The 23,671-nt window shown below is 26.4% G+C and carries 17 protein-coding genes and 1 pseudogene; 16 read left to right on the top strand and 2 right to left on the bottom strand.

Features of this window, described 5'->3' with window-relative positions; all coding sequences use genetic code 11:
* Nucleotides 1–44: 44 nt before the first annotated feature.
* The 16 genes and pseudogenes from BUA70_RS11135 (at nt 45) to BUA70_RS11065 (ending at nt 21,443) form a co-directional block, all read left to right on the top strand.
* Nucleotides 45–1,229: an AAA family ATPase gene (locus BUA70_RS11135; RefSeq protein ID WP_072897338.1), complete on the top strand. Its 1,185-nt coding sequence runs from the start codon at nt 45–47 to the stop codon at nt 1,227–1,229.
* A gap of 34 nt (nt 1,230–1,263) precedes the next feature.
* Nucleotides 1,264–4,926 carry a BREX-1 system adenine-specific DNA-methyltransferase PglX gene (pglX, locus tag BUA70_RS11130; RefSeq protein WP_072897337.1) on the top strand — a complete coding sequence of 1,221 codons (3,663 nt, stop codon included), beginning with the start codon at nt 1,264–1,266 and terminating at the stop codon, nt 4,924–4,926.
* 136 nt (nt 4,927–5,062) lie between these two features.
* A complete protein-coding gene (gene pglZ, locus BUA70_RS11125) occupies nt 5,063–7,609 on the top strand; it encodes a BREX-1 system phosphatase PglZ type A (RefSeq protein ID WP_072897336.1) in 2,547 nt (848 codons plus the stop codon).
* 206 nt (nt 7,610–7,815) lie between these two features.
* Complete coding sequence (gene tnpA, locus BUA70_RS11120) at nt 7,816–8,268, top strand: IS200/IS605 family transposase (RefSeq protein WP_072897344.1); 453 nt, start codon at nt 7,816–7,818, stop codon at nt 8,266–8,268.
* A 172-nt stretch (nt 8,269–8,440) separates the two neighbouring features.
* Nucleotides 8,441–9,326 (top strand): annotated as a pseudogene (gene metF, locus BUA70_RS11115) (methylenetetrahydrofolate reductase [NAD(P)H]).
* A 15-nt stretch (nt 9,327–9,341) separates the two neighbouring features.
* Nucleotides 9,342–10,037, top strand: a complete 696-nt coding sequence (locus BUA70_RS11110; RefSeq protein WP_072897333.1) for a vitamin B12 dependent-methionine synthase activation domain-containing protein — start codon at nt 9,342–9,344, stop codon at nt 10,035–10,037.
* On the top strand, nt 10,015–12,414 hold the full coding sequence (locus tag BUA70_RS11105; RefSeq protein WP_072897331.1) for a homocysteine S-methyltransferase family protein: 2,400 nt from the start codon (nt 10,015–10,017) through the stop codon (nt 12,412–12,414). The genes BUA70_RS11110 and BUA70_RS11105 overlap by 23 nt, the downstream gene beginning before the upstream one ends.
* 39 nt (nt 12,415–12,453) lie before the next feature.
* Nucleotides 12,454–12,786, top strand: coding sequence for a ribonuclease BN (locus tag BUA70_RS13230; protein ID WP_242977318.1), 333 nt, complete (start codon nt 12,454–12,456; stop codon nt 12,784–12,786).
* A 29-nt stretch (nt 12,787–12,815) separates the two neighbouring features.
* Nucleotides 12,816–13,190: a helix-turn-helix domain-containing protein gene (locus BUA70_RS13225; protein ID WP_341457273.1), complete on the top strand. Its 375-nt coding sequence runs from the start codon at nt 12,816–12,818 to the stop codon at nt 13,188–13,190.
* 121 nt (nt 13,191–13,311) lie between these two features.
* Nucleotides 13,312–14,478, top strand: coding sequence for an alpha/beta fold hydrolase (locus BUA70_RS11095; protein ID WP_072897329.1), 1,167 nt, complete (start codon nt 13,312–13,314; stop codon nt 14,476–14,478).
* Nucleotides 14,479–14,500: 22 nt separating this feature from the next.
* Entirely contained in the window at nt 14,501–16,120 is a 1,620-nt protein-coding gene (locus tag BUA70_RS11090) for a hypothetical protein (protein WP_072897327.1), read from the top strand.
* A 15-nt stretch (nt 16,121–16,135) separates the two neighbouring features.
* The gene (locus BUA70_RS11085) at nt 16,136–17,080 is read left to right on the top strand and encodes a ribonuclease Z (RefSeq protein ID WP_072897325.1); all 945 of its coding nucleotides are present in this window, start codon (nt 16,136–16,138) and stop codon (nt 17,078–17,080) included.
* Between the two features lie 44 nt (nt 17,081–17,124).
* Nucleotides 17,125–18,675: an FAD-dependent oxidoreductase gene (locus tag BUA70_RS11080; protein ID WP_072897323.1), complete on the top strand. Its 1,551-nt coding sequence runs from the start codon at nt 17,125–17,127 to the stop codon at nt 18,673–18,675.
* A gap of 133 nt (nt 18,676–18,808) precedes the next feature.
* The gene (locus tag BUA70_RS11075; RefSeq protein ID WP_072897321.1) at nt 18,809–19,222 is read left to right on the top strand and encodes a hypothetical protein; all 414 of its coding nucleotides are present in this window, start codon (nt 18,809–18,811) and stop codon (nt 19,220–19,222) included.
* Nucleotides 19,223–19,452: 230 nt separating this feature from the next.
* Nucleotides 19,453–20,889, top strand: coding sequence for an NlpC/P60 family protein (locus tag BUA70_RS11070; RefSeq protein WP_072897318.1), 1,437 nt, complete (start codon nt 19,453–19,455; stop codon nt 20,887–20,889).
* Nucleotides 20,890–21,182: 293 nt separating this feature from the next.
* Nucleotides 21,183–21,443 (top strand): hypothetical protein, encoded by a 261-nt coding sequence (locus BUA70_RS11065; RefSeq protein WP_072897316.1) that lies wholly within the window; start codon nt 21,183–21,185, stop codon nt 21,441–21,443.
* 104 nt (nt 21,444–21,547) lie between these two features.
* On the opposite strand, the gene cax is transcribed toward BUA70_RS11065, so the two are convergent.
* Together cax and BUA70_RS11055 are read right to left on the bottom strand one after the other, a co-directional pair.
* On the bottom strand, nt 21,548–22,600 hold the full coding sequence (cax, locus tag BUA70_RS11060; protein WP_341457268.1) for a calcium/proton exchanger: 1,053 nt from the start codon (nt 22,598–22,600) through the stop codon (nt 21,548–21,550).
* Nucleotides 22,601–22,694: 94 nt separating this feature from the next.
* A complete protein-coding gene (locus tag BUA70_RS11055; RefSeq protein ID WP_072897343.1) occupies nt 22,695–23,645 on the bottom strand; it encodes a dipeptidase in 951 nt (316 codons plus the stop codon).
* Nucleotides 23,646–23,671 lie beyond the last annotated feature (26 nt).

Raw genomic sequence — 23,671 nt, 5'->3', positions numbered from 1 at the left:
CTTCCCTTATCTTATAATAAAATATGGGGCGAGGAGTGGGCTTAGTGCTAAAAGAACTACATTTGTTTAAAGAGAAAAAATACGACAATTTTAAACGATTAGCAGAAGAAACATGGAGTGGATTGCAAATTAGAGATTTATATTATGATGTGTCTCAAAGTGAGTATATACAATTAATGGTTCAAGATGCAGGATTCCCAGCAGAAATTGGTTTGATGGGAAGTGGAATACAAATGTGGTTACAAATAATTTGGTTTATATCTAGATTAGATAAAAATGAAACAATAATATTAGATGAACCAGATGTTTATATGCATCCTGACATGCAAAGAAAAATATTAAAAATTGTAAAATCAACTTTTCCACAAGTTATAATTGTAACACATTCAATAGAGTTAATTTCTGAAGTAGATCCTAAATATATATTAAAAATAGATAAAATGACGCGGAATATGAAATATTGCACGGATTTAAAAGCAGTTCAAAATATAGTTGATAATATTGGAAGTGCTCAAAATTTATCATTAATGAGGTTGGGAGATTTTAGAAAATGTCTATTTGTAGAAGGAAATGATATTAAAATTTTATCAAAATTTTATGAAATATTATACCCTGATAATGAATTCTCATTAGAGATGATACCATGGATATCATTAGGTGGATGGAGTAGATTCAATGAAGCATTAGGTACCTCAAAACTATTTTATGAGGAAACTTCAAATATGATAAAAACAATATGTATTCTAGATCATGATTATCATTTAGAGAATGAGATAAACGAATTGTTTAAGCGAGCAGAAGAAAGTAAATTAATACTACATGTTTGGGAGCGAAAAGAAATAGAAAATTATATATTGGTGCCAGAAGTTATATTTAGAGTTACAGGTTTGGATAAACAATATTATAGTGAGTTCTATAATGAATTGAATTCCAAATTAGATATTTTTAAGGTTGATGTAGTAGATCACTATGCTAAACAATTTGGCGAAATTAATAGAAGTAAGGATCCTATAACTTGTAATAGGGAGGCACGTGAATTTATTGAGAATAAATGGAATACAGTAGAAGAAAAGTTTGCTTTAGTAAATGGAAAAGATGCAATAAAATTAATTAACAGATGGATTAAAGAAAAATATAATATTACGTGTTCTAGGAGTAAAATTCTATCAAAATTTACTGTAGATGATGTACCAAATGATATGAAAAAAGTAATTGAACTTATAATATAGATAATAATTTTATAATTAAGAGAGGAATAGAAATATGGATAAAAATAAAATTAAATCTTTTGCTATTTGGTCAAGAAGAAATTTAATTGAAGCAGTTAAAGATAGAGCAAAATATATAGGGATATTTATAGATAATGAAGGTGAATTTAAAGCGTTAAAAGCAAAAAAGGTTCAGGGAGGATTTTCTCTTGAAAACACAGAGAAAGTTTTAAACTTATCATATGATGACAGAGAAATTTTAATTGATAAGATTAATGAACATACAAATAAGATAAAAGGTTTTGAGCAAGTAATGGAAGAAGTTGCATATACTTGGTTTAATAGATTTATGGGACTTAGATATATGGAAGTTAATGACTTTCTACCATCAGGGGTTAGGGTACTTTCATCAGAGGTTGAGGGAAAAAAAGAACCAGATGTTTTAACTAAGGTATCTGAAATAATAGATGAGTTAAATTTAAATGCTAATGAAATATATGATCTTTTAGATACAGGTGATACATTAGATAGAGAAAAGGCATATAGAACTATTCTAGTTAAACAATGTAATGAACTAGGGAAAATAATACCTCAAATGTTTGAGAAAATAAGCGATTATACAGAACTTTTATTACCAGATAATTTATTAGAAGAAAGTTCTGTTATAAGAAAAATGGTTGAAGATATAGAAGAATCAGATTGGCTTGAAGAAGTAGAAATAATAGGATGGATGTACCAATACTATATTTCAGAAAAGAAAGATGAAGTATTTGCAGCCTTAAAGAAAAATGTAAAAATAACAAAAGAAAATATACCAGCAGCAACTCAATTATTTACTCCAAAATGGATTGTTAAATATATGTTGGAAAATTCATTAGGAAGACTATGGCTTGAAGGACATCCAAATCAAGAACTACAAAAAGAATTTAAATATTACTTAGAAGAAGCAGAACAAGAGCCAGAAGTAGATGAAGAGTTAAAGAAAATAAGGGAAGAACATGCAAAACTAAAACCAGAAGATATAAAAGTTTTAGATCCATGTATGGGGTCAGGGCATATTTTAGTATATGCTTTTGATGTTCTTTATGAAATATATAAAACAGCAGGGTATTCTGAAAGAGAAATACCTAGAATGATATTGCAAAATAATCTTTATGGGTTAGATATTGACGATAGAGCGGCTCAACTAGCATCATTTGCATTAATAATGAAGGCTAGACATTATAATAGAAGATTATTTAGAGAGATAGAAAGAGAACATTTAGAATTGAATTTATGTGCTATACAAGAAAGCAATAGTATTAATAGAGAAGCAATAGATTATTTTGTTAATGAAAATGAAGAATTAAGAAAAGATGTGGAATATTTAATTAAGGTATTTACTGATGCTAAAGAATATGGTTCTATATTAGAAGTTCAAAAAGTAAATTTTGATTTCTTGAAACAAAGATTAAAAGAAATAGAAGATGATGAAAACTTAATTTTTGGTGATTATAGAAAGATGCTTTTAGATAACCTTCCTATGATAATCAAACAGACAGAAATAATGAGTAGGAAGTATGAGGTTTGTGTTACTAATCCTCCGTATATTGGTGTTAAAGGATTAAATGATAATATAAAAAAATATATTCTTATTAAAAAATGGGATAAATATAAAGGCGATTTATTCACTATATTTATGAAGAGAAATTTAATATATACTAAAAAAAATGGACATTTAGGATTTATGACACCATATGTTTGGATGTTTATTAAGATATATAATGAATTAAGAGAAGATTTGATTCAATTTGCCAATATAAGTTCTTTAGTACAACTTGAATACTCTTCATTCGAAGATGCAACAGTGCCTATATGTTGTTTTACATTAAAAAATAGAAATTTTAATGAAAATGGTATATTTATAAGACTAGAAGAGTTTAAGGGATTTGAAAATCAAGAAATAAAATATTTAGAAGCAAAAAATAACGTAAAAGTAAATTATATGTTTTATAAAAAAAATGATAACTTCTCACAATTAGAGGGATGTCAAATTGCATATTGGATAAGTAACGAGTTGCAAAGAATATTTAAATCAGAAAGATGTATAGCAGATGTATCAGAGCCCAAAATGGGGTTATCTACTGGCGATAATGAAAAATTCATAAGGAATTGGTATGAAGTAGTTAGTTTTGATTACCAAAAGGGAGAATGTTGCTCGAATGTGTGCAAATGGTATCCATTGAATAAAGGTGGGGAGTACAGAAGATGGTATGGAAATAATGTAAATATTATAAATTGGGCTAACAATGGGACTGAAATAAAGCAACTTAGCAATTCAATTATTAGAAATGAAAAGTATTATTTTAAGAAATGTATAACATGGACAGATGTAAGTTCAAAAGGATTTACAGCAAGATATTCTGATGAAGGATTTATATTTGCAGATGCTGGACCTTGTTTATTTGTAGATGAAACAAAATTAAATTATATATTGGGACTCTTAAATTCAAAATTATCCATAAATTTTTTAGAGATTATTAATCCAACAGTACACTTTAAGCCTGGAAATATAGGAAGAATACCATTTATACTAAATAATTGTAGTTTTGATAAAGTTAAATTTTTAGTTATGTATAATATAAAGTTAGCGAGAAATGAGTGGGATTCATTTGAAATCTCATGGGATTTTAGGATTCATCCATTATTGGAACTACCATATAAAGGTAATGAATATAAAATTGAAAATCTATTTATAATGTGGGAAGATAAATGTGAAGAAAACTTTAAACAATTAAAATATAATGAAGAAGAGTTAAATAGAATTTTTATTGATATCTATGGATTACAAAATGAGGTGACGCCAGAGGTATTAGATAAAGATATTACTATTAGAAAAGCAAATAGAGAAAGAGATATTAAGTCTTTTATTTCTTATGCTGTTGGCTGTATGATGGGTAGATATTCTATAGATGCTGAAGGCTTAATTTATGCAGGTGGATATTTCAATGATAAGTGGAATATTGATGATAAGAGGGTAAGAAAGATAGAAAAAGATGAAGATGGTAATATAGTATTTGATTCATGGGTTGATGCTACTTTATTGCCTGATGGTGATAATATTATTCCTATTACAGAAGGTGAATACTTTGAAGATGATATTGTTTCTAGATTTATAGAGTTTGTTAAAACTGTTTATGGAGAAGATACTTTAGAAGAAAACTTAGATTTTATTGCAGATTCTATAGGAAGAAAAGCATCCGAAACTGCTAGACAGGCAATTAGAAGATATTTTATTAAGGATTTTTATAAGGATCATTTAAAAGTTTATCAAAAGAGACCTATATACTGGATGTTTGAGTCGGGTAAGAATGATGGATTTAGATGTTTAATTTATATGCACAGATATAACGAGCAAACAGTTGCTAAGGTTAGAACTGATTACCTTCATACATTACAAAGAAAATACGAAGCAGAGATTAATAGACTTCAGTTAGTTGTGGATTCAGAGGAGTATACTGCAAAGGATAGAACTGCTGCTAAGAAGAAAATTGATAGAATTTCTAAGCAAATAGAGGAATGTAGAGAGTATGACAAAGTAGTGGCTCATTTAGCAAATGAAAAGATATCTATTGATTTAGATGATGGTGTGAAAGTAAATTATGCTAAGTTCCAAGATATAAAGGTAATTAATTCAAAGGGTAAAGAAACTAAAATGAATTTATTAGCAAAAATATAATTCTTAAATATAAGTGAGATTTATATCTTACCTATATTACATAAGATGGTTGGGTATATAATGATATAAAATAGTATCAATTATACTTTTATTATAAGTCAGGAAAAGTTATTTCAAAATAGATAGAGGTGTTCAAGTGAACTTACAAGAAATAAGAAATTTTCTTAAAGAGTTATTTTTAAAGCCATTAGATAATGGTAAGAAGCGTCATATTGTGTTTTGGTATGATGAAAATGAAGATTTTATAGATGAAATAGATAGTTTTGATTTAGAGGGAATAAATGTTATTAAATTAACTGAAAACAATGCCTTCTGGATAAAACATTATATAGAAAAAGAAGACGAAACAAGTAATATATTAATATATTCAAATATGAAAAAGCCAGATCCACAAGAAGATTGGCTTTATGATATCTTTTCTTATAGCCAAGAATTCTCTACTGATAGAGCAACAGTTATAATGAGAGAATTAAGAGTAATGGATTCATTGCTAAAGTCAGAGTTTGAAATCTATAATGTATTCTTTAAAAATAAAGAAAGAATATCAGGATTTAAAAATTTAAGTATTCAAGATTATACAAAAGAAAAAATTCATATAGGTGTTCTTGCTGTTTTAACTAAGGTTAAAGTAATGGATATTGAGGAAATAATTAAGGCTATTATTAAAGACTATTTAGATGGAAGTAATAAGATATATGAAGATATAAAGAAATTTGGAAATGTAGATGCATTATGGGATTTACTTGAGAAGTATTTTGGATATTCATTTGAAGAAAAAAGCATAGAGAGATTTATGGCTATGTTATTAGTAACTAATATGAATGAAAATATTAAGTTTGAATTCCCTAAAGCATATACAACATATATTTCTTCAAAGGTTAGAAATTGTTTAGTTTTCATAAATCATTTTATGGATAACATTAAAGATAGTGATTATTATGATAAGATGCAAGAGTTGATTGCAGGAAAACTAAAAATATCGCAGTTATTAGAAAAAAGGGATACTGATGAATTTATAAAATGTGAAGTTTTTGAAGATGTTGATAAAATAATTTTAACTAGAATAACCAATCTATTAAAAGATGGTGTAGAAGAATATGATAAGTATTTATCTATTTTAGCATCAAGAAGAACATTACATTATTATAAGCAGTATAAAAGTGAATATAAGGCTATAAAATGGGCTATAAACTTATTGAATAAGAAGAAGTCATTAAATTCAATGATACAAACAGAAGGCTCATTTGATATGGTTAAGTCTTATACAAAAGATTACTACTATATAGATAAAGCATATAGAAAGTTCTATTATCATTATGATAATTGTCAATGGAAAGAAGAATTAACTGATTTAAGAGATACTATTGAAAATACATATAATAACTGGTATGTACAAGAGTTATCAATTAAATGGAATGATTCTATTAAAAGTTTAAATTCTTGGAGAATAGGAGGTTTAAAACAACAAGATAAATTCTACAGAGAAAATATTAAGTATAAAGGAAAAGAGAGAACTTTTGTAATAATATCTGATGGATTAAGATATGAAAGTGCAGAAGAGTTAAACACTTTACTTACAAATGAGCGAAAAGGTAAAAGTGAGTTGGATTATATGCAAGGTGTGTTACCGACCTATACAAAGTTAGGAATGGCATCTCTTTTACCTAATAAAACTATTGAAATTAATGATAAATATGATGTTATAGTTAACGGAATAAGTAGTAATGGAACAGATAACAGAGACTCTATTTTAAAAATGGAGAATGAAAAATCATTAGCAATTACTTATGATAAAGTTATGGATATGAGGGATGCTGAAATAAGGAAAGTATTTGTAGGCTTAGAAGTAGTTTATATTTATCATAATACTATAGATGCAAGGGGCGATCATGCTTCAACAGAGAGAGAAGTATTTAGTGCTACAGAAGAATCCTTTAAAGAAATAATTGCTTTAGTAAATAAGTTAGTTAATAGAGTAAGTGCAGCAAGTATAATCATTACAGCAGATCATGGATATCTTTATAAAAGAAGTGCCATGAATGAGAGTAATAAAATATCAGGCATTAAACTTGATGATGGTGAAGATAGCAGAAGATTCTTATTAACATCTAAAGATGAAGATGTTGAAGGTACAATAACATTTAGTATGGATTATTTATTAGGAGATGGTTCTAATAAATATGTTATAACTCCAAATGGAACTTCAAGATTTAAAGTTCAAGGAGCAGGTGCTAACTATGTTCATGGTGGAGCAATGCTACAAGAAATTGTAGTACCAGTTATAAGATTTAAGAATGACAGAAGTACATCATCAGTTAATGATATAAGAAAGGTTAAAGTATCTTTAACAAGTATAAATAGAAAGGTAACTAATCCAATAACATTCTTAGAGTTCTTCCAAGATGAAAAACTACAGGATAAAGTAATCGGAAAGAAAATAAGAACTTATTTTGAAGATGAAGAAGGAAATAAGATATCAAATATCAAGTCTATAATAGCAGATTCAAGGTCAGAGAATCCTACGGATAGGACTTATAGAATTGAGTTTGTTCTAGAAAGTAGGGTATATGATAAAACTAAGCAATATTTCTTAGTTATGGAAGATGAAGAAGATGCGAATGGTGATTATGAGAGAATACCATTCAATATTGATATAGCAATAGTAGATGATTTTGGTTTTTAAGGCTGAGTAGGAGCATATTTATGCTCATTTATTTTACTAGCATCGATTATTTCGGTGCTTTTAATTTATGGACTTAAGTCTGTTGAGCACGGTGAGTGCGAAATAATAAACCACCTGCTATGCGGGTGGATGATAAAAAGTTATACAAAAAAAACTCAAAATTCCTATATAATAGAAGTGTTCAAGCCACTATTATGAAAGGAAAGATGAGTTTTATGGATAAAAGTTTAGCACACACACGATGGATATGCAAGTATCATATAATATTTACACCGAAATACAGGAGAAAAATAATATATAACAAATATAGAGCGAGTATAAAAGATATATTAAAAGATTTATGCAAATATAAGGGCGTAGAAATAATCGAGGGGCATCTTATGCCAGACCATGTACACATGCTAGTTTCAATACCACCTAAAATAAGTGTGTCAAATTTTATGGGGTATTTAAAAGGGAAAAGTGCACTTATGATATTTGAAAAACATGCAAATTTGAAATATAAATTTGGAAATAGGCACTTTTGGTCAGAAGAATATTACGTGAGTACGGTTGGTTTAAATGAAGCAACTATAAAAAAATATATACAAAATCAAGAAAAAGAAGATTTAATGAAAGATAAATTAAGTATAAAAGAGTATGAAAATCCGTTTAAATAAATCAAAATAAAGCCCATTGATGGGCTAGCCAAAGTGATAATAGCAAAGTGGCGAGAACAAAGTGAAGCCAGCGCCTTTAGACGCTGGCTAAAAAAATAGGCTTATAGCCTTTGTTCAAGCCACCCGTTTTACGGGTGGTTATGACTTTAAATTATAGGGGGCATAAAAAATTATGAATATTAGAAGTATTTTTGACAAAAAGAAATTGGTTTTTTTCCTTAGAGGTATTTCCACCTAAAGTAGATTCACCTTTAAGAACTATTTATAAAGCATTAAATGAACTTAAAGAGATAAATCCTGATTTTATTAGTGTTACATATGGGGCTGGGGGAAGTTTAGTTAATAATAAAACTGCTGAAATATCCTCTTTGTTAAAAAATGTATATAAAATAGAGTCATTAGCTCATTTAACATGTATATCATCAAAAAAAGAGGATATAGATAAAATTACAGAAAAATTATCCTCAGAAGGAATTAAAAATATATTAGCTCTTAGAGGTGATGATAATGGCATACAAAGAAATGATTTTAACTATGCAAGTGATCTTAATGAATACATAAAAAATAAAGATAAATTTAATATAATTTCAGCTTGTTATCCAGAAGGTCATATAGAAAATAGAGACTTAGATTTAGAAATAGAGAATATGAAAAGAAAAATTAATAATGGAACAACAAGTTTTATATCTCAATTATTTTTTGATAATGATATTTATTATAAGTTTTTAGATAAGGCTAGAAGTAGTGGAATAAATGTGCCAATTCAGGCTAGAATTATGCCTGTTATAAATAAAAAGCAAATAGAAAGAATAACTACTTTATGTGGTGCTACAATTCCTCCAAAGTTATCTAAGATTTTAAATAGATATGAACACAATAAAGAAGCTTTAAGAGATGCAGGAATTGCTTATGCAGTAGATCAAATAATAGATTTAATTTCTACTGGTGTTGATGGAATACATCTTTATACAATGAATAATCCTTACGTTGCTAATAAAATTAATGATAGTATAAAGTTAGTATTAAAGGCAATAAATAATGAATATAAAAATTATTAATTAGGAAGGAGAAATATGGATAAACTTAATCTTATTCTTAATGAAAAAGAGATTTTAAGATATTTAGGTTATAAAGGACAAGAAATTCCTTCAAATTTAAAAGAAAAGATAATGGCTGTTAAAGAAGAGAGTAAAACTTTACTTCAACCTAAATTTATATATGAAGTTTATAAAATAAATAAAAATATAGATTTTATAGAGGTTCAAGGTACTACTTTAAAATTAGTAGGCAAAGATATAAGTAAATTATTAAAAAATAGTAAAGAGTGTATACTTATGGCTGTAACTTTAGGAAATCCCATAGAAAGAAGAATTAAATTTTATGAAAAAATAGATTTAACTAAGGCTTTAATTTTAGATGCATGTGCAACTACTGCTGTAGAAAAAACCTGTGATTTTATAGAGGATAAATTAAGAAAAGAGTATATTAAAAAGGGAAAAACATTAACCTATAGATATAGTCCTGGTTATGGAGACTTACCTTTAGATACTCAAAAAGATTTTATTAGTTCTTTAAACTGTGAAAGAAGAATAGGACTTAATGTTTCAGAGCATATGCTTTTACTTCCACGAAAATCAGTAACAGCTATATTAGGAATAAAAGATGGAAAATATATAGAAAAAAAGCCTAAATGCAGTAATTGTAATAATTATAGTAATTGTTTATATAGAAGAGAGGGTGAAGACTTTGGCTTTAAGAGAATATATTAAAAATAATATTTTAGTTTTTGATGGAGCAATGGGAACTATGCTACAAAAGTCAGGATTAAAGCTAGGAGAAAATCCTGAACAATTTAATTTTATTCATGAAGAGGAATTAATAAAAATTCATAAGAAGTATATAGAAAGTGGTGCAAAGGTTATAACTACAAATACCTTTGGAGCTAATGAATTAAAACTTAAAGATAAATCTATATCTGTAGAAGAAGCTATAGAGCAAGGAATAAATCTAGCTAAAAAGGCAAGAGAAGATAAAGAATGTTTTATTGCTTTAGATATAGGTCCTATTGGAGAATTATTAGAACCTATGGGAACATTAAGTTTTGAAAGAGCAGTAGAAATTTTTAAAAGACAAATTAAAGTAGGAGCAAAATTTGGAGTGGATCTAATTCTTATAGAAACTATGACTGATTTATATGAAATGAAGGCAGCTATTATTGCAGCAAAAGAAAATTGTGATTTACCTATATTTGCAACTATGTCTTTTGAGGAAAATGGAAGAACCTTTACAGGTTGCCTTCCTGAAAGTATGGCAGTAACATTAGAAGGACTAGGTGTTGATGTATTAGGAGTAAATTGCTCCCTTGGTCCTAAAGAACTTAAGCCTATAATTAAAAGAATAATTAAAAATACTAATTTACCAATTATGGTACAACCTAATGCAGGCCTTCCTAAAATTATTAATGGTGAAACTTTATATAAAATATCTCCAGAGGAATTTTGTAGTTATGTAGAGGAATTAGTTGATTTAGGTGTTTCAGTTATTGGTGGTTGCTGTGGCACAACTCCAGAATTTATAAAAAGCATTAGTAATATGGCGTTAAATAAAACTATAGTTAATAGAATACCTATTTGTAAGTCTATGGTTTCAACACCATCTAAGGTAGTTGAAATAGATGAGGTTAGAATAATTGGTGAGAGAATAAATCCTACTGGGAAAAAGGAATTTAAAGAGGCTATTTTAAAAAAGGATATAGATTATATATTAAGGCAAGCTATAGAACAAATAGAAGTAGGAGCAGATATATTAGATATTAATGTAGGATTACCACAAATAAATGAAGCAAATATGATAGAGACTACTATAAAAGAAATACAGAGTATAGTAGATACACCATTACAAATAGATTCTGGCAACATAGAAGCTATTGAAAGAGCCTTAAGAATATATAATGGAAAACCTATTGTGAATTCAGTAAATGGTGAGGATAAATCTTTAGAATCTATACTTCCGCTTGTTAAAAAATATGGTGCAGCAGTGGTAGGATTAACTTTAGATAGTAATGGTGTTCCGAAATCTTGTGATGAGAGAGTAGAGATTGCAAAAAAAATAGTAAAAAAAGCATTAGAAATAGGTATAAAAAAAGAAGATATATATATAGATTGCCTCACACTTACAGTATCAGCTCAGCAAGAAGAGGTTATGGAAACTTTAAAGGCTTTAAAAATAGTTAAAGAAAAGCTAGGAGTAAAAACAGTACTTGGAGTATCAAATATTTCCTTTGGACTTCCAAATAGAGAGCTAATAAACGAGACGTTTTTAGCTTTAGCCTTAGGAGCAGGATTAGATTTACCTATAATAAATCCTAATAAAGAAGGAATGTTAAACATTATAAATGCATTTAAATTATTAAATAATAATGATAAAAATGCTAAGAAATACATAGAAACTTATAAAGATAAAGAAATAGAAAATCATGTTTTAAGTAAGAAAGTAGAAAGTAAAAATAGTTTAAAAAAAGATGAAGATATTACATTAGAAGATGCTATATTGCAAGGGTTAAAAAGTAATACTAGAAACTTAACAAAGGAATTATTAAAGGCAAAAAGTGAACTAGAAATAGTTGATGAATTTTTAATACCTGCCTTAGATAAAGTAGGTGAAAAATATGAAAAGGAAGAGATATTTTTACCACAACTTATTCAATCAGCAGAAACTGTAAAGGAAGCTTTTGCTTTAATTAAAGATAGTTTATCAAAAAATAATAGAGAAAAAATAAGCAAGGGAAAGATTATTCTTGCAACTGTAAAAGGAGATATTCACGATATAGGTAAAAATATAGTAAAAGTAGTACTTGAAAACTATGGGTATGACATATTAGATTTAGGTAAAGATGTTCCTATTGAAAAAGTTGTAAAGGAAGCATTAGATAATAATATAGAATTAGTAGGTCTTAGTGCTTTAATGACAACTACAATAAAATCTATGGAAGATACTATTATAGCCTTAAAAAAAGCGGATTTTAAAGGTAAAATTATGGTTGGAGGAGCTGTTGTTACAGAAGATTACGCAAATAAAATTGGAGCAGACTTTTACGCTAAAGATGCTAAAGATTCTGTTGAAATTGCAAAAGTTATATTTAATTAAGAAAAATTAGACATAAAGTTATCTAAGGGAGATGAGAATGTGACAGAGGTTTTTTATGGTCTAGACCATGTGCTTTTATTAGATGATTATAGTAATCCAAAAAAACATAAACATTTAGCAAAGCATTTGTTGATTAGCTTAAGTGGAGAAATAAATTGTCTTATTGAAGATAAAAATATTCTTTGCAAAGGAATTATAATTGGTTCTAATGTTTTTCATACCATTAAAAGTAATGAAAATGATATTTTAGTATATTTATTTGATGAAACTACAGATATAGCTAAAGAAATAGAAGAAAAATATTTAAAAAATAATTTCTATCATACTTTAGAATTAGATACTGTAGAGGAAATAAAGAGATTTTGGAATTAGAATATGAGAGATAGAGAAGATATAAAAAAATACTAAAGGCCTGTAATTTAAATAAAAATAAATTTTACATAAAAGATATTAGAATCAAAAAAGTATTAAAGTTACTTAAAGATAGAGAAGAGATATCAGATACTATAATAGATGATTTAGCTAAAAGTGTATTTTTATCTAAAAGTAGGCTTTCTCATTTATTTAAAGAGGAGACTAATATATCTTTAAATAGTTTTATAGTCATTACGAAAATAGTAAAAACATATGACTATATGTTAGAGGGCAAAAATATTACAGATGCTTCTATAAAGGCAGGTTTTTATAGTCCTTCTCATTTTGCTACAACTAATAAAAATATGTTTGGAATATCAGCAAATGAAATTCGAAAAGATATAAGAGTTATAGAGATATAATTATAAGACCTTAAAGTTAGCTATTATTTAGAAGTTTTATTCTTACTCTTAATTATAATAAAGGTATAACTAGATAATAGGATAATATATCTTTAAAATATATGAAAGAGGAGAGAATAAAATGAAAAAAGATAAGATTGTTTTTTCAAAGGGATTATATGATTTAAATAAAGATCCTAATTTTAATTTTCAGCTAAATCGTGTAGTTATGTGGAATGAAGGAGATTTAGAAGATGTTAAAAAGATTTCTCATAAAATTAAAGATAGTACAACTTGGAAAAAGCAATTAATAGCCTTAGGTGATAAAGCTAAAAATGAAGATAGGATAAAAGAATCTATTGCATATTATAGAATGAGTGAATTTTTTATGTATGATGGAGATCCAGACAAGTTAAAATACTACAAACTAAGTACAAATATGTTTTATAATTATTATAAAGATTATTTTGATGATAAAACTGTAATTAGATATGAGGTTCCTTATGAAGACGTAAAACTTCCAGTTCTTTATGCAAAAGCAGTAGGAAAAAGGAAGGATACTATTTTGCTTCATGGTGGAAATGATTCTTATATGGAAGAACTATTTTTCCCAATGCTTTATTTTAGAGAACATGGTTTTGATGTATATCTTTTTGAAGGTCCAGGGCAAGGCTCTGTTATGAGAATTGAAGGAAAGCATTTTACTTATAAGTGGGAAAAACCAGCAAAATTAATTCTTGATTATTTTAATCTTAATGAAGTTACTATTATAGGTGCATCTTTAGGTGGTATGCTAGCCCCTAGAGCAGCTGCCTATGAAAAAAGAATTAAAAGAGTTATAGCATGGTCTATTTTTCCTAACTTTCTTTCAGTTTTGTTAATTACTCTGCCACTTTATCAGCAAAAAATATTAAAGTTATTAATGAAATTTCATGGAGCAGCTATAATTAATTTAGTTTTTAATTTAGGTGCTAAAAAATATCCTACAGCACACTGGGGACTTAAACATGGAATGTATGCTTATAATGCAAAATCTCCTTATGATTATGCATTAAAGTTAAATAAGTTTCAAATAAATGATATAGGCTATTTAATTGATCAAGATGTGTTAGTTATAGGAGCAAATAAAGACCATTTTATCGATTATAATCTTTTTAAGGAGGAATTAGATTGTTTAGGTAATGTACGTTCATTAACTTTTCGTCTTTTTACAGATAAAGAGAGTGCTTCTAATCACTGTAATATGGGAAATACAAAACTTATTTTAAATACTATGATTAATTGGATAGAACAGATAATGAAAGGTTAAGCAATTAAATAGGAGAATAATTATGAGAAGTTTAAAAATGAATTTTAATATGAGTATATATTCTTTAAAGGAAAAAATACTAAAAGTAGATTTAGATATTATATATAATGATTTAAAAGAATATATACAGTTTTATACTGGAAAATTTAAATATTTTGATTTAAGCTGTAATAGTGAGGATATAAAAAAAGACGATAATTTTTTATTTATAAAAAACAATAAAAATATAAAAATATCTTATAAAATAAAAATAGGGAATTTTGGAAAGCATGGTCATAAAGGAACTATAAGTGATGATTTAATTGCTTTTAGTGGAGATGAAGTCTTTTTATTTCCAATAGAAGTTTTATCTATAGATGATAAGAAGGAAAGTGATTTTCTTAAGGAGATAAAAATTAAATATGACTTTAATAAAAATTTATCTTCAATAGTTCCTTTTTACTCTAAAGAAGAAAACGTATCTATAATAAGGAATCCTTATTGGCACCATATATATGAACTTATTAAATCACCTTATGTATTTGGTAAGTTTAAAGATTATAATCTTAAAAAAGATAACTTAAATTTAAATATATACAATGATAATGAAGAATCTATAAATGAAGAGGTTTTAAATGGTATAAAAGATCTTTATAGTTATTATTGTTCTTTATTTAATACTTATAAAAAACATATAGATATAATTATATTAAGAAAAGAGAAGGATAATAATTATATACTTTCTGGAAGTGGTAAAAATTTAATAGGATCTACCTTTGATTTTGATAATTTAAGAGATTGGCAGCTTTTATCTCATAGGCTTTTTCATAGTTTCATGGACTCTAAAATTAAAGTTAAAGATTTTCATAGACCGCCTAACTTATGGATAACAGAAGGTCTTGCTACATATTATGAAAATATAGCTTTAGAAAGCTTAAATGAAACTTTAAAGTTCAAACTTAAAGTAGATTCTGATTATGAGTTTTTAAAAATATATAAAAGATATTTATATATAACTTTAAAGGATCCTAATAGATTTTCTATAATTCCTATGGAGGAAGGTAAAATAACAAGTGGTGGTAAAATAGAATATCTTCATTATACAAAAGCTCCTTTAATAATTAAATTTATTGAAGATAAAAGAAGTAAAGCTAATTTAAAGGAAAATGCTATATTAGATTACATATTAAATATAAAGGATTTTAATAATTATAATTTAAAAGATATGTTTTATAAAGTTTTAGGAATGGAAGTAAACATATTTGCTATGAATTATTTATTTGGAACAGAAATACTACCTATGTTTTATTTAAATAATAGAGATGAGAATTTAGAAGAAACTATAAAAGATTTAAATGATTATGAATATATTTTATGGACATGGTTTTTTAATGAAGATAGTTTTTATGTAAAGGATAAACTAAGTTCCTATAAACTATTTGAAATTTTAAAAAAGGCAGAAAGAGAAAATGTTCGTTTTGCTCCTATTCTTCTAGAGAAAGAAATAGAAGGGTTTTCTAAAACTATATATGCTTTACTTAAAGAATATTTTTTAAGAGCTAAGCTTTGTAAAATTCCTTATGGAGAATTAAATATGAGGTATTTTATATTAGAAGATAAAAATAATATAAAGATATGGAGTGATTTTTTATCTAAAGTATAAAAAGGTGGTTTTATTATGATAGATTTAGCATTACTAGGATGTGGTGGTGGTATGCCTATGCCTAATAGATTTTTATCAGCTATTTTTATGAATTATTCTGGAAGAAAAATATTAATAGACTGTGGAGAAGGGGCTCAAGTATCTATGAGAATGTTAGGTTGGGGATTTAAGTCTATAGATATTATATGTATAACCCATTGTCATGGAGATCATATTAATGGACTTCCAGGATTATTAGGAACTATAGGTAATAGTGGTAGAACAAAGCCCTTAACTATAATAGGTCCTAAGGGAATAAAAAACATTATAAATATATTTAGAGTTCTCCTTCCTTATCTGCCTTATGAGCTTAATATAATAGAAGATCCAAGAGAAATTCATTTTTATCTTGATAAAAATGAAGGCCTTTTAGTAAGCTCTACTGATAAAGGAGAACTAGAAATTAAAACCTTAGAATTAGACCACTCTGCTGATTGTTTAGGATATAGTTTTTATATTAAAAGAACTCCTAAATTTGATGTGAATAAAGCAATAGGAAATGATGTTCCAAAAAAATTATGGAATAAACTTCAAAAAGAAAAAGAAGTAACCTTTGAAGGTGTTACTTATTATTCTAATATGGTTCTTGGAGATGAGAGAAGGGGAATAAAAATTAATTATATAACAGATAGTAGACCTTTAAACACAATGATTCCATTCATCTATGAAAGTGATTTATTTATATGTGAAGGAACTTATGGAAGTGATGAAGACAAAGTAAAGGCTATAAAGAATAAACATATGACCTTTAGGGAGGCAGCTACTTTAGCCTATAGAGGAAAGGTATCAGAGCTTTTATTAACTCACTTTAGTCCTTCTATAAATGATCCCTATGAGTTTTTAGATAATGCAAGAGAAGTTTTTCCTAATGTAATTATAGGAGAGGATAGAATTATAAAGAGCTTAGATTTTGAAAACTAATAGTTAAATATATAAATAATTAATATTGAAAATGGTGGTATAAGATGAAAGTAAATAATATATATAAAGATATAGTTATAGTAGGAACAGGGTTAGCAGGAATATCTGCATTAAAAAATTATATAAATACTTCCTTAGAAGTAGCTGTAGTAACTACTGGTGAAAAATCTTTCGGTGCTAGTTTTTATCCTGGTACTTGGGGACTTGGTATGGTTTATTCAGATAATGAGGAGGATAAAAAAGACTTTGTAAAAACTATAAGTAAAGTTGGAGGATATGTAAATAATGAGAATTTAACAAAAATATTAGTAGAGGAAGGAAAAAATAGTGTACTAAGCTTATATGATTTAGGTGTAAAACTTAAGGATTCTATTAATAATGATTTAGTAGTACCTTGCTATGACCATAAAGGAAGAACCTGGAAGGGGTTTGATTTCGCTTCTGCAAAAGAATCATTTAATAAATTATTCTTAGAAAAAAATATAGAACTTTTTAATAATAGTTTTGTAATAGATATTTTTAACTTCAAAGATTTAAGTAAAGGTTTACTTATGATAAATAAAGATAAAAGTTTAACCTTTATAAGATGTAAAGCCTTAATTATAGCATCAGGGGGATATACCTGTATATATGATAATAATTTTTCTCAAGAAAAAAATACACCTATAATACATTATTTTTTAGAAAAGTTAGGATGTAAAATGAAAAACTTAGAATTTATACAGTTCATTCCTACTAGTTACTGCAGTAAATATAGAGTTGTTTTTAACGAGAGAGCTTATGAGTATGTAAATTTCTATAAAAATAATGAAAAAGAGGTTATACCAAAGGAAGATAAAAAATATTTAAAAGAACGTTCAACCTATGCTCCTTTTACTTCAAGAATGAAATCTAAAAAAATAGATTTACATATATTTAAAGAGAATGTGAAAAATGCTAATAAAGTCTATTTTAAATATCCAAAGAACATAGAAAATATAGAAGATACTTTAATTCAAAATTATTTTAAATGGCTTGTAGATAAATATGGAAAAATAGATGAAAAAATAAATATTATCCATTGTGCCCATGCCTGTAATGGTGGGGTAGAAATTAATGAAAGAGGAGAAACTTCAGTAGATGGAATTTTTGCCTGTGGAGAAGTTACAGGGGGAATACATGGAGCAGATAGAATAGGTGGTCTTTCTACTGTAGGAGCTATAGTATTTGGTAATATTGCTGGGAAAAATGCTAAAGAATACATAAATAAAATTAATATTAATAAAGATTTAGATGTAAAATCTATAGTTTTAAATTCTATATCAGAATTAAATAAAATAGATGAAAAAGTAGCAGAAGAATCAGTAAAATATTTTAAAAAATCCTTATATTATAATACTGCTATAATAAGAAAAATAGATAATTTAATAAAACTTAAAAAGAATTATAAAAAATTATTAAATAGTTTATATATTAATTATTATAATAAAGAAAATTGTTATGAAAATTTATTAATAAAATCTCAAGCTAAAAGTTATTTAGTATTTGGTGAAAGTTTATTAAATGCTATGATAAATAGAAAGGAATCCTTAGGAAGTCATTATATAGAAAAGTAGTACATACTTTCCTTGACAATACTTAATTAAGAAGATACTATGATTAATGAAATTTATTTAAAATTTAAACTTAATTATATTTTTAATGAATAAATATTTTACTAAAAATATAATCTTAAAAAGGAGATTACATATGTATATAGCATTTGGAAACAGAGTAGTAGACAGTAAAGAAATAAAAGAATTAATAGAAAATAATTCTGATTTTAAAATCCTAAAGGATATGAGCAAAGGATCTAAAAGGGAAGATATAGTAGCTTTTAATATGAGTTTAGATGTCTCTATAATTAATGAAGAGATTATGGAAAGTTGCGATTTAAAAGATCTTAATGATGATGAATTATTTGATGAATATTTAAGTTTTACAGATGAATTAGCAGTAGATATTGAAGAAATTCTTCCAAGTGATGCAATTGTTCAATTTGCATCTTATAAATGGGATAAATCTGAAAATAATGTAAAAGCGGTAGTTGCAATAGCTAATTATGAATTAGGTGAGGGTAAATTAAAGGATGTAATGAGACGATTATTAACTCAAGTAGAGTAAATAAAATGAAAAATAAATAAAAATATGAATAATAATCACTATCAAATTTAGTAAATTAATGTTAAAATAGTATTTGTTAAGTCAAATATGAATTATTTATGTAAACTAAAGATTATAGTTGTACATAAAATTTTAAATTGTTTAATCATAACTACTTAATAATGTAGAGAATCCTTTCATTTTAAGCCGCCTTAAATTTAGCTTAAAAAATACTATGAGGTGGATAATAAATGAAAAAATTTAAAAATATATTTATATGTACAACAATATTTACGTTTTTGATTATTTTTATGCCTATTACTATAAAAGAGGCAAAGGCAGCTACAAGAGGAGAAGATATAGTAAGCTATGCTAAAAACTTTATTGGAGTACCTTATGTTGGTGGTTGTATGAATCCTAATGTAGGTTTTGACTGTTCAGGTTTAGCTTGCTATGTTTATAGTCACTTTGGTTATAATATAGGGAGAACTACTTATGATCAAGTAAATATTGGTGAGCCTATTTCTTACTCTGAAATGGAGCCAGGAGATTTAGTGTTTATGCTAGGGTCTTATAGCGCACCTAGACATGTAGGAATTTATGTAGGTAATGGACAAGTTATTCATGCACCTGGAAGAGGTGGAGCAGTAAGAATTGATAATATATATCATTTTGTTAATGCAAGAAGAATAGTTGAGACTACTAAATATAATTGTTGGGATAATGCTAATGGTTATTGGTGCTATTATAATGATAATGGCTATTTATCTGTTGGATGGAATTTTATTCCTTGGGGTGATAATAAATCTTGGTACTATTTTGACAATAATGGAGCTATGTTAACTGGATGGCATAAACAAGTATACGATGACGGAAATGAAGTTTGGTACTATTTAAATGAGTCCGGTGCTATGATTAGTAATTCATGGTATAGGATTAGCTTTAGTGGAAATGATGAATGGTTTTATTTTAATGAAAACGGTGGTATGTTAACAGGTTGGCAAAAAATAAATTACGGCGGAAATGATGAGTGGTTCTATTTTGATAGTTATGGAGTTATGGTTACTGGCTGGTATAAAGTAAATGATACATGGTATTATTTTAATGAAAATGGTATCATGTTAACAGGTTGGCAAAAAATAAACTATGACAACAAAGATGAATGGTTTTATTTTGATGAAAGTGGAGCTATGCTAAAAGGATGGCAATATATAAAAGGAGATAATAATACTTTAAATTGGCATTACTTTGATGGCTGGGGTAGAATGATTAAAGATAAAGTAGTAGAAGGATACCCATTAGACATTAATGGAATTTGGAATGATCCTAATAAAGTATTAGAAGATAATTCAGACGCTTTAAAGGATGATAATTTAAAAGATGATTTTAAAAACAATGATGAATCTATAAAAGAAGATGTATCCAACAAAGAAAATGATGGAAAAAAAGATGATAATTCTATTGAAGATAACAAGAAAGATGAATTATTAGAAGATAAAGTAGATGATACTACTTTAAATGAAAACCAAACCATAAAAAGTAATGATGCTTTAAAAAATGAAGAATTTAATAACTTAAAAGATTTAAAAGATGATAAAAATTCTAAGGAAAATAAATCTCCTAAAGAAAAAGATACTAAAGAATTTAAAAAAAATATTATTAAAAATAGTGATATAGCTATTAAATAGTTTAGTTAGATAAGTATTAAGATGTAAAATATTTAAAAATATTTTGCATCTTTTTTATTTATAATCCTTAAAAATAAATATAATACCTCACTATATGCTTTCTATTATAAATATAGTTAATTAATTGTAAAATAAATTAAAACTAATAATAAAATTTAAATAGAATAATTTTTAATGTGCTAATATAAAAATAAGAGGTTTTATATTTAAAATAACTTTTAAAAAATATATAATATTTAGTTTAATAACTTATTTTCAAATCAAATTTTATTTATAAAAGGAGTATGAGGTATATGAAAAATGATATAGTAAATAAGGCAAATAAATTACAAGATATAATAAACAATAATATGAAAAAGGAAGGATTAGATCCTAAAAATTCTGAAGATAGAAAAAAACATTATAAAAAGTTAAAAATAAGCGAAGAGGATTTAGCATCTATTGCATCAGGTATTAGTCGTGCTTTTGGTAACTATGTTTCTGATGAAGAAGCAGAGCTTTTTATAAATGACTGTGAAAATATAATAAAAAAAGCTTATAAAGATATAAAATAGTTATATTTATAATTGTATAAAATATAAATAAGCTAGTAATTTAGATTATTTGTTATTCTAAAATCCTAGCTTATTTATTATACATTAATTATTTTAAGCTCTCTTTATTTAATAATAAAGAAAGCTGCTGCAACTATAAAATATACTGCAAGTAATTGAACTCCTTCTAGCCAATTAGATTCCCCATCGCTAGCAACTCTATTTGCAATAAATACAGAAACTATAAGTGCTACTAGTTCAAATTCATTAAATATTATACTCATAGGAGTAAATAGTAGGCTTAAGAAAATTAAAACAGGAGCAACAAATAATATTATCTGTAAGCTAGATCCAATAGCTATTTCTATTGCAACATTCATTTTATTTTTCATTGCCATCATAACTGCTGTGCTATGTTCTGCAGCATTTCCTATAATAGGCATAATGATTATACCTACAAATAATTCGCTTAAACCTAACGTATTTGTCATAGGTTCTACAGATGATACTAAAAGTTCACTTTCTATAGCAATTAAAATTGTAGCTATGATTAATATTATTATTGATTTTTTTAATGACCACTTGGCTTCTCCAAAATCATCACTTTCTACAGCATATATATCTTTATGGGTATAAAAATAAAATACCAAGCTTAATATGTATATTATAAACATAACTACTGCAACTACAACACTTAATCCTTCATAAGTTGTATTTAATAAAGAAGGCTTTAAGGTATGTGTAAAAATTGCAGGAACACTTAAACCTATAACAGCAAAAATAAGCATACTAGAACTAGTCTCGACAATATGCTTATTAAACTTCTGAGTTTTAAATTTTAGGCCACCAAAAAGCATACTGGCACCTAAAACTAAAAGAATATTTCCTATAACAGATCCTGCAATAGAAGCTTTTACTACTCCAAAAAGACCGCTTTTTAAAGCAAAAAAAGAAATTATAAGTTCAGTTGCATTACCAAAGGTAGCATTTAAAAAGCCTCCAATCTTTGGTCCGGAGTAAAATGAAATTTCCTCAGTAGCTTCTCCCATAATTCCAGCTAAAGGAACTATAGAAAGAGCAGAAAAAATAAACATAAGAATAGGTGAAAAATGCATAAATTCACCTAAAATACTTATTGGTAAAAATATAAAAAACCACTTTAATATTTTCATTGTCATCACCTCATAATTTTCAGTAGTCTATACTAATTATACATAAATAAGAAGGTCATAAAAGTGGTTTAATATAATAATTATTATAATATTAATAAGTTTATAAAACTTCTTTAATTACTCTTTGAGCATTTTTATACCATATTTTTTCTATTTCATCTTCTTTAAATCCAGCTTTTTTAAGTGCAAAGAGAAGCTTATCCATCTCTCCTATATTATTTATCTCTAAGGTACTATTAATACCATCAAAATCTCCACCTATAGCTAAAACATCTATTCCTCCAACATTTCTTATATGTTTTAGATGATCTATCATATAAGAAACCTTTGATATGTTATCATTACTTAAAAATTCTGTGCAAAAATTTAATCCAATAATTCCGCCTTTCTTTGCTAATATCTTTATCATAGGATCAGTTAAATTTCTACTATGATTGCATAAAGCTCTAGAATTTGAGTGAGAAGCTACAAAAGGGGATTTAGAGTATTTTAAAACATCATAAAAACCACCATCTGAAAGGTGAGAAACATCTATTAAAATCCCAAGATCATTAAGTCTTTCTACAAATTCTATTCCTAAATTAGTAAGACCTTTATCCTTAAATTCATAATTATAGTTTGGATAGCCTAATTGATTTTTATAATTCCAAGTTAAGGTTATTAATCTAACTCCCTTATCATAAACTTCATTTATTTTTTCTAAATCACCTAAAAGGGCACCTCCCTCTTCAATAGTTAAAAAGGCAGATATCTTATTTTCCTTATGATTTTTTTCCATATCATAATAATTCTTAGCTAGAGCTAAAATATCTTTATTTAAATTTAACTCTCTATAAAAGGTATTTAACATCCCATTAAGATAGTTATAAGGATTTTCATCAATAGATTTAACATAATCTAAATCTAAAAATAAAGCAAAAAACTGTGCCTTAGAATTTGATTTTTTTAGTTTATTTAAATCTACCTGAAAATTGTTATCTCTTAAAGAAATATTTTCTTTACTGTTATAAATTCTACTTATAGTATCACAATGCATATCTATAAAATTCATTTTTACATCACTCCCTAACTTATATA

It is taken from the genome of Clostridium fallax (genome assembly GCF_900129365.1).
Taxonomy (GTDB): Bacteria; Bacillota; Clostridia; order Clostridiales; family Clostridiaceae; genus Clostridium_AH; species Clostridium_AH fallax.
The sequence above is the reverse complement of the archived record's forward strand: the minus strand, read 5'-3'. Positions and strand labels throughout refer to the sequence as shown.

Coding starts and splice junctions, on each gene's coding strand:
- BUA70_RS11090 (WP_072897327.1), top strand. CDS start 14,501: ATGAGAAGTTTAAAAATGAATTTTAATATGAGTATATATTCTTTAAAG.
- BUA70_RS11085 (WP_072897325.1), top strand. CDS start 16,136: ATGATAGATTTAGCATTACTAGGATGTGGTGGTGGTATGCCTATGCCT.
- cax (WP_341457268.1), bottom strand. CDS start 22,600: ATGACAATGAAAATATTAAAGTGGTTTTTTATATTTTTACCAATAAGT.
- BUA70_RS11065 (WP_072897316.1), top strand. CDS start 21,183: ATGAAAAATGATATAGTAAATAAGGCAAATAAATTACAAGATATAATA.
- BUA70_RS11055 (WP_072897343.1), bottom strand. CDS start 23,645: ATGAATTTTATAGATATGCATTGTGATACTATAAGTAGAATTTATAAC.
- BUA70_RS11070 (WP_072897318.1), top strand. CDS start 19,453: ATGAAAAAATTTAAAAATATATTTATATGTACAACAATATTTACGTTT.
- pglX (WP_072897337.1), top strand. CDS start 1,264: ATGGATAAAAATAAAATTAAATCTTTTGCTATTTGGTCAAGAAGAAAT.
- BUA70_RS11095 (WP_072897329.1), top strand. CDS start 13,312: ATGAAAAAAGATAAGATTGTTTTTTCAAAGGGATTATATGATTTAAAT.
- tnpA (WP_072897344.1), top strand. CDS start 7,816: ATGAGTTTTATGGATAAAAGTTTAGCACACACACGATGGATATGCAAG.
- BUA70_RS11110 (WP_072897333.1), top strand. CDS start 9,342: ATGGATAAACTTAATCTTATTCTTAATGAAAAAGAGATTTTAAGATAT.
- BUA70_RS11080 (WP_072897323.1), top strand. CDS start 17,125: ATGAAAGTAAATAATATATATAAAGATATAGTTATAGTAGGAACAGGG.
- BUA70_RS11075 (WP_072897321.1), top strand. CDS start 18,809: ATGTATATAGCATTTGGAAACAGAGTAGTAGACAGTAAAGAAATAAAA.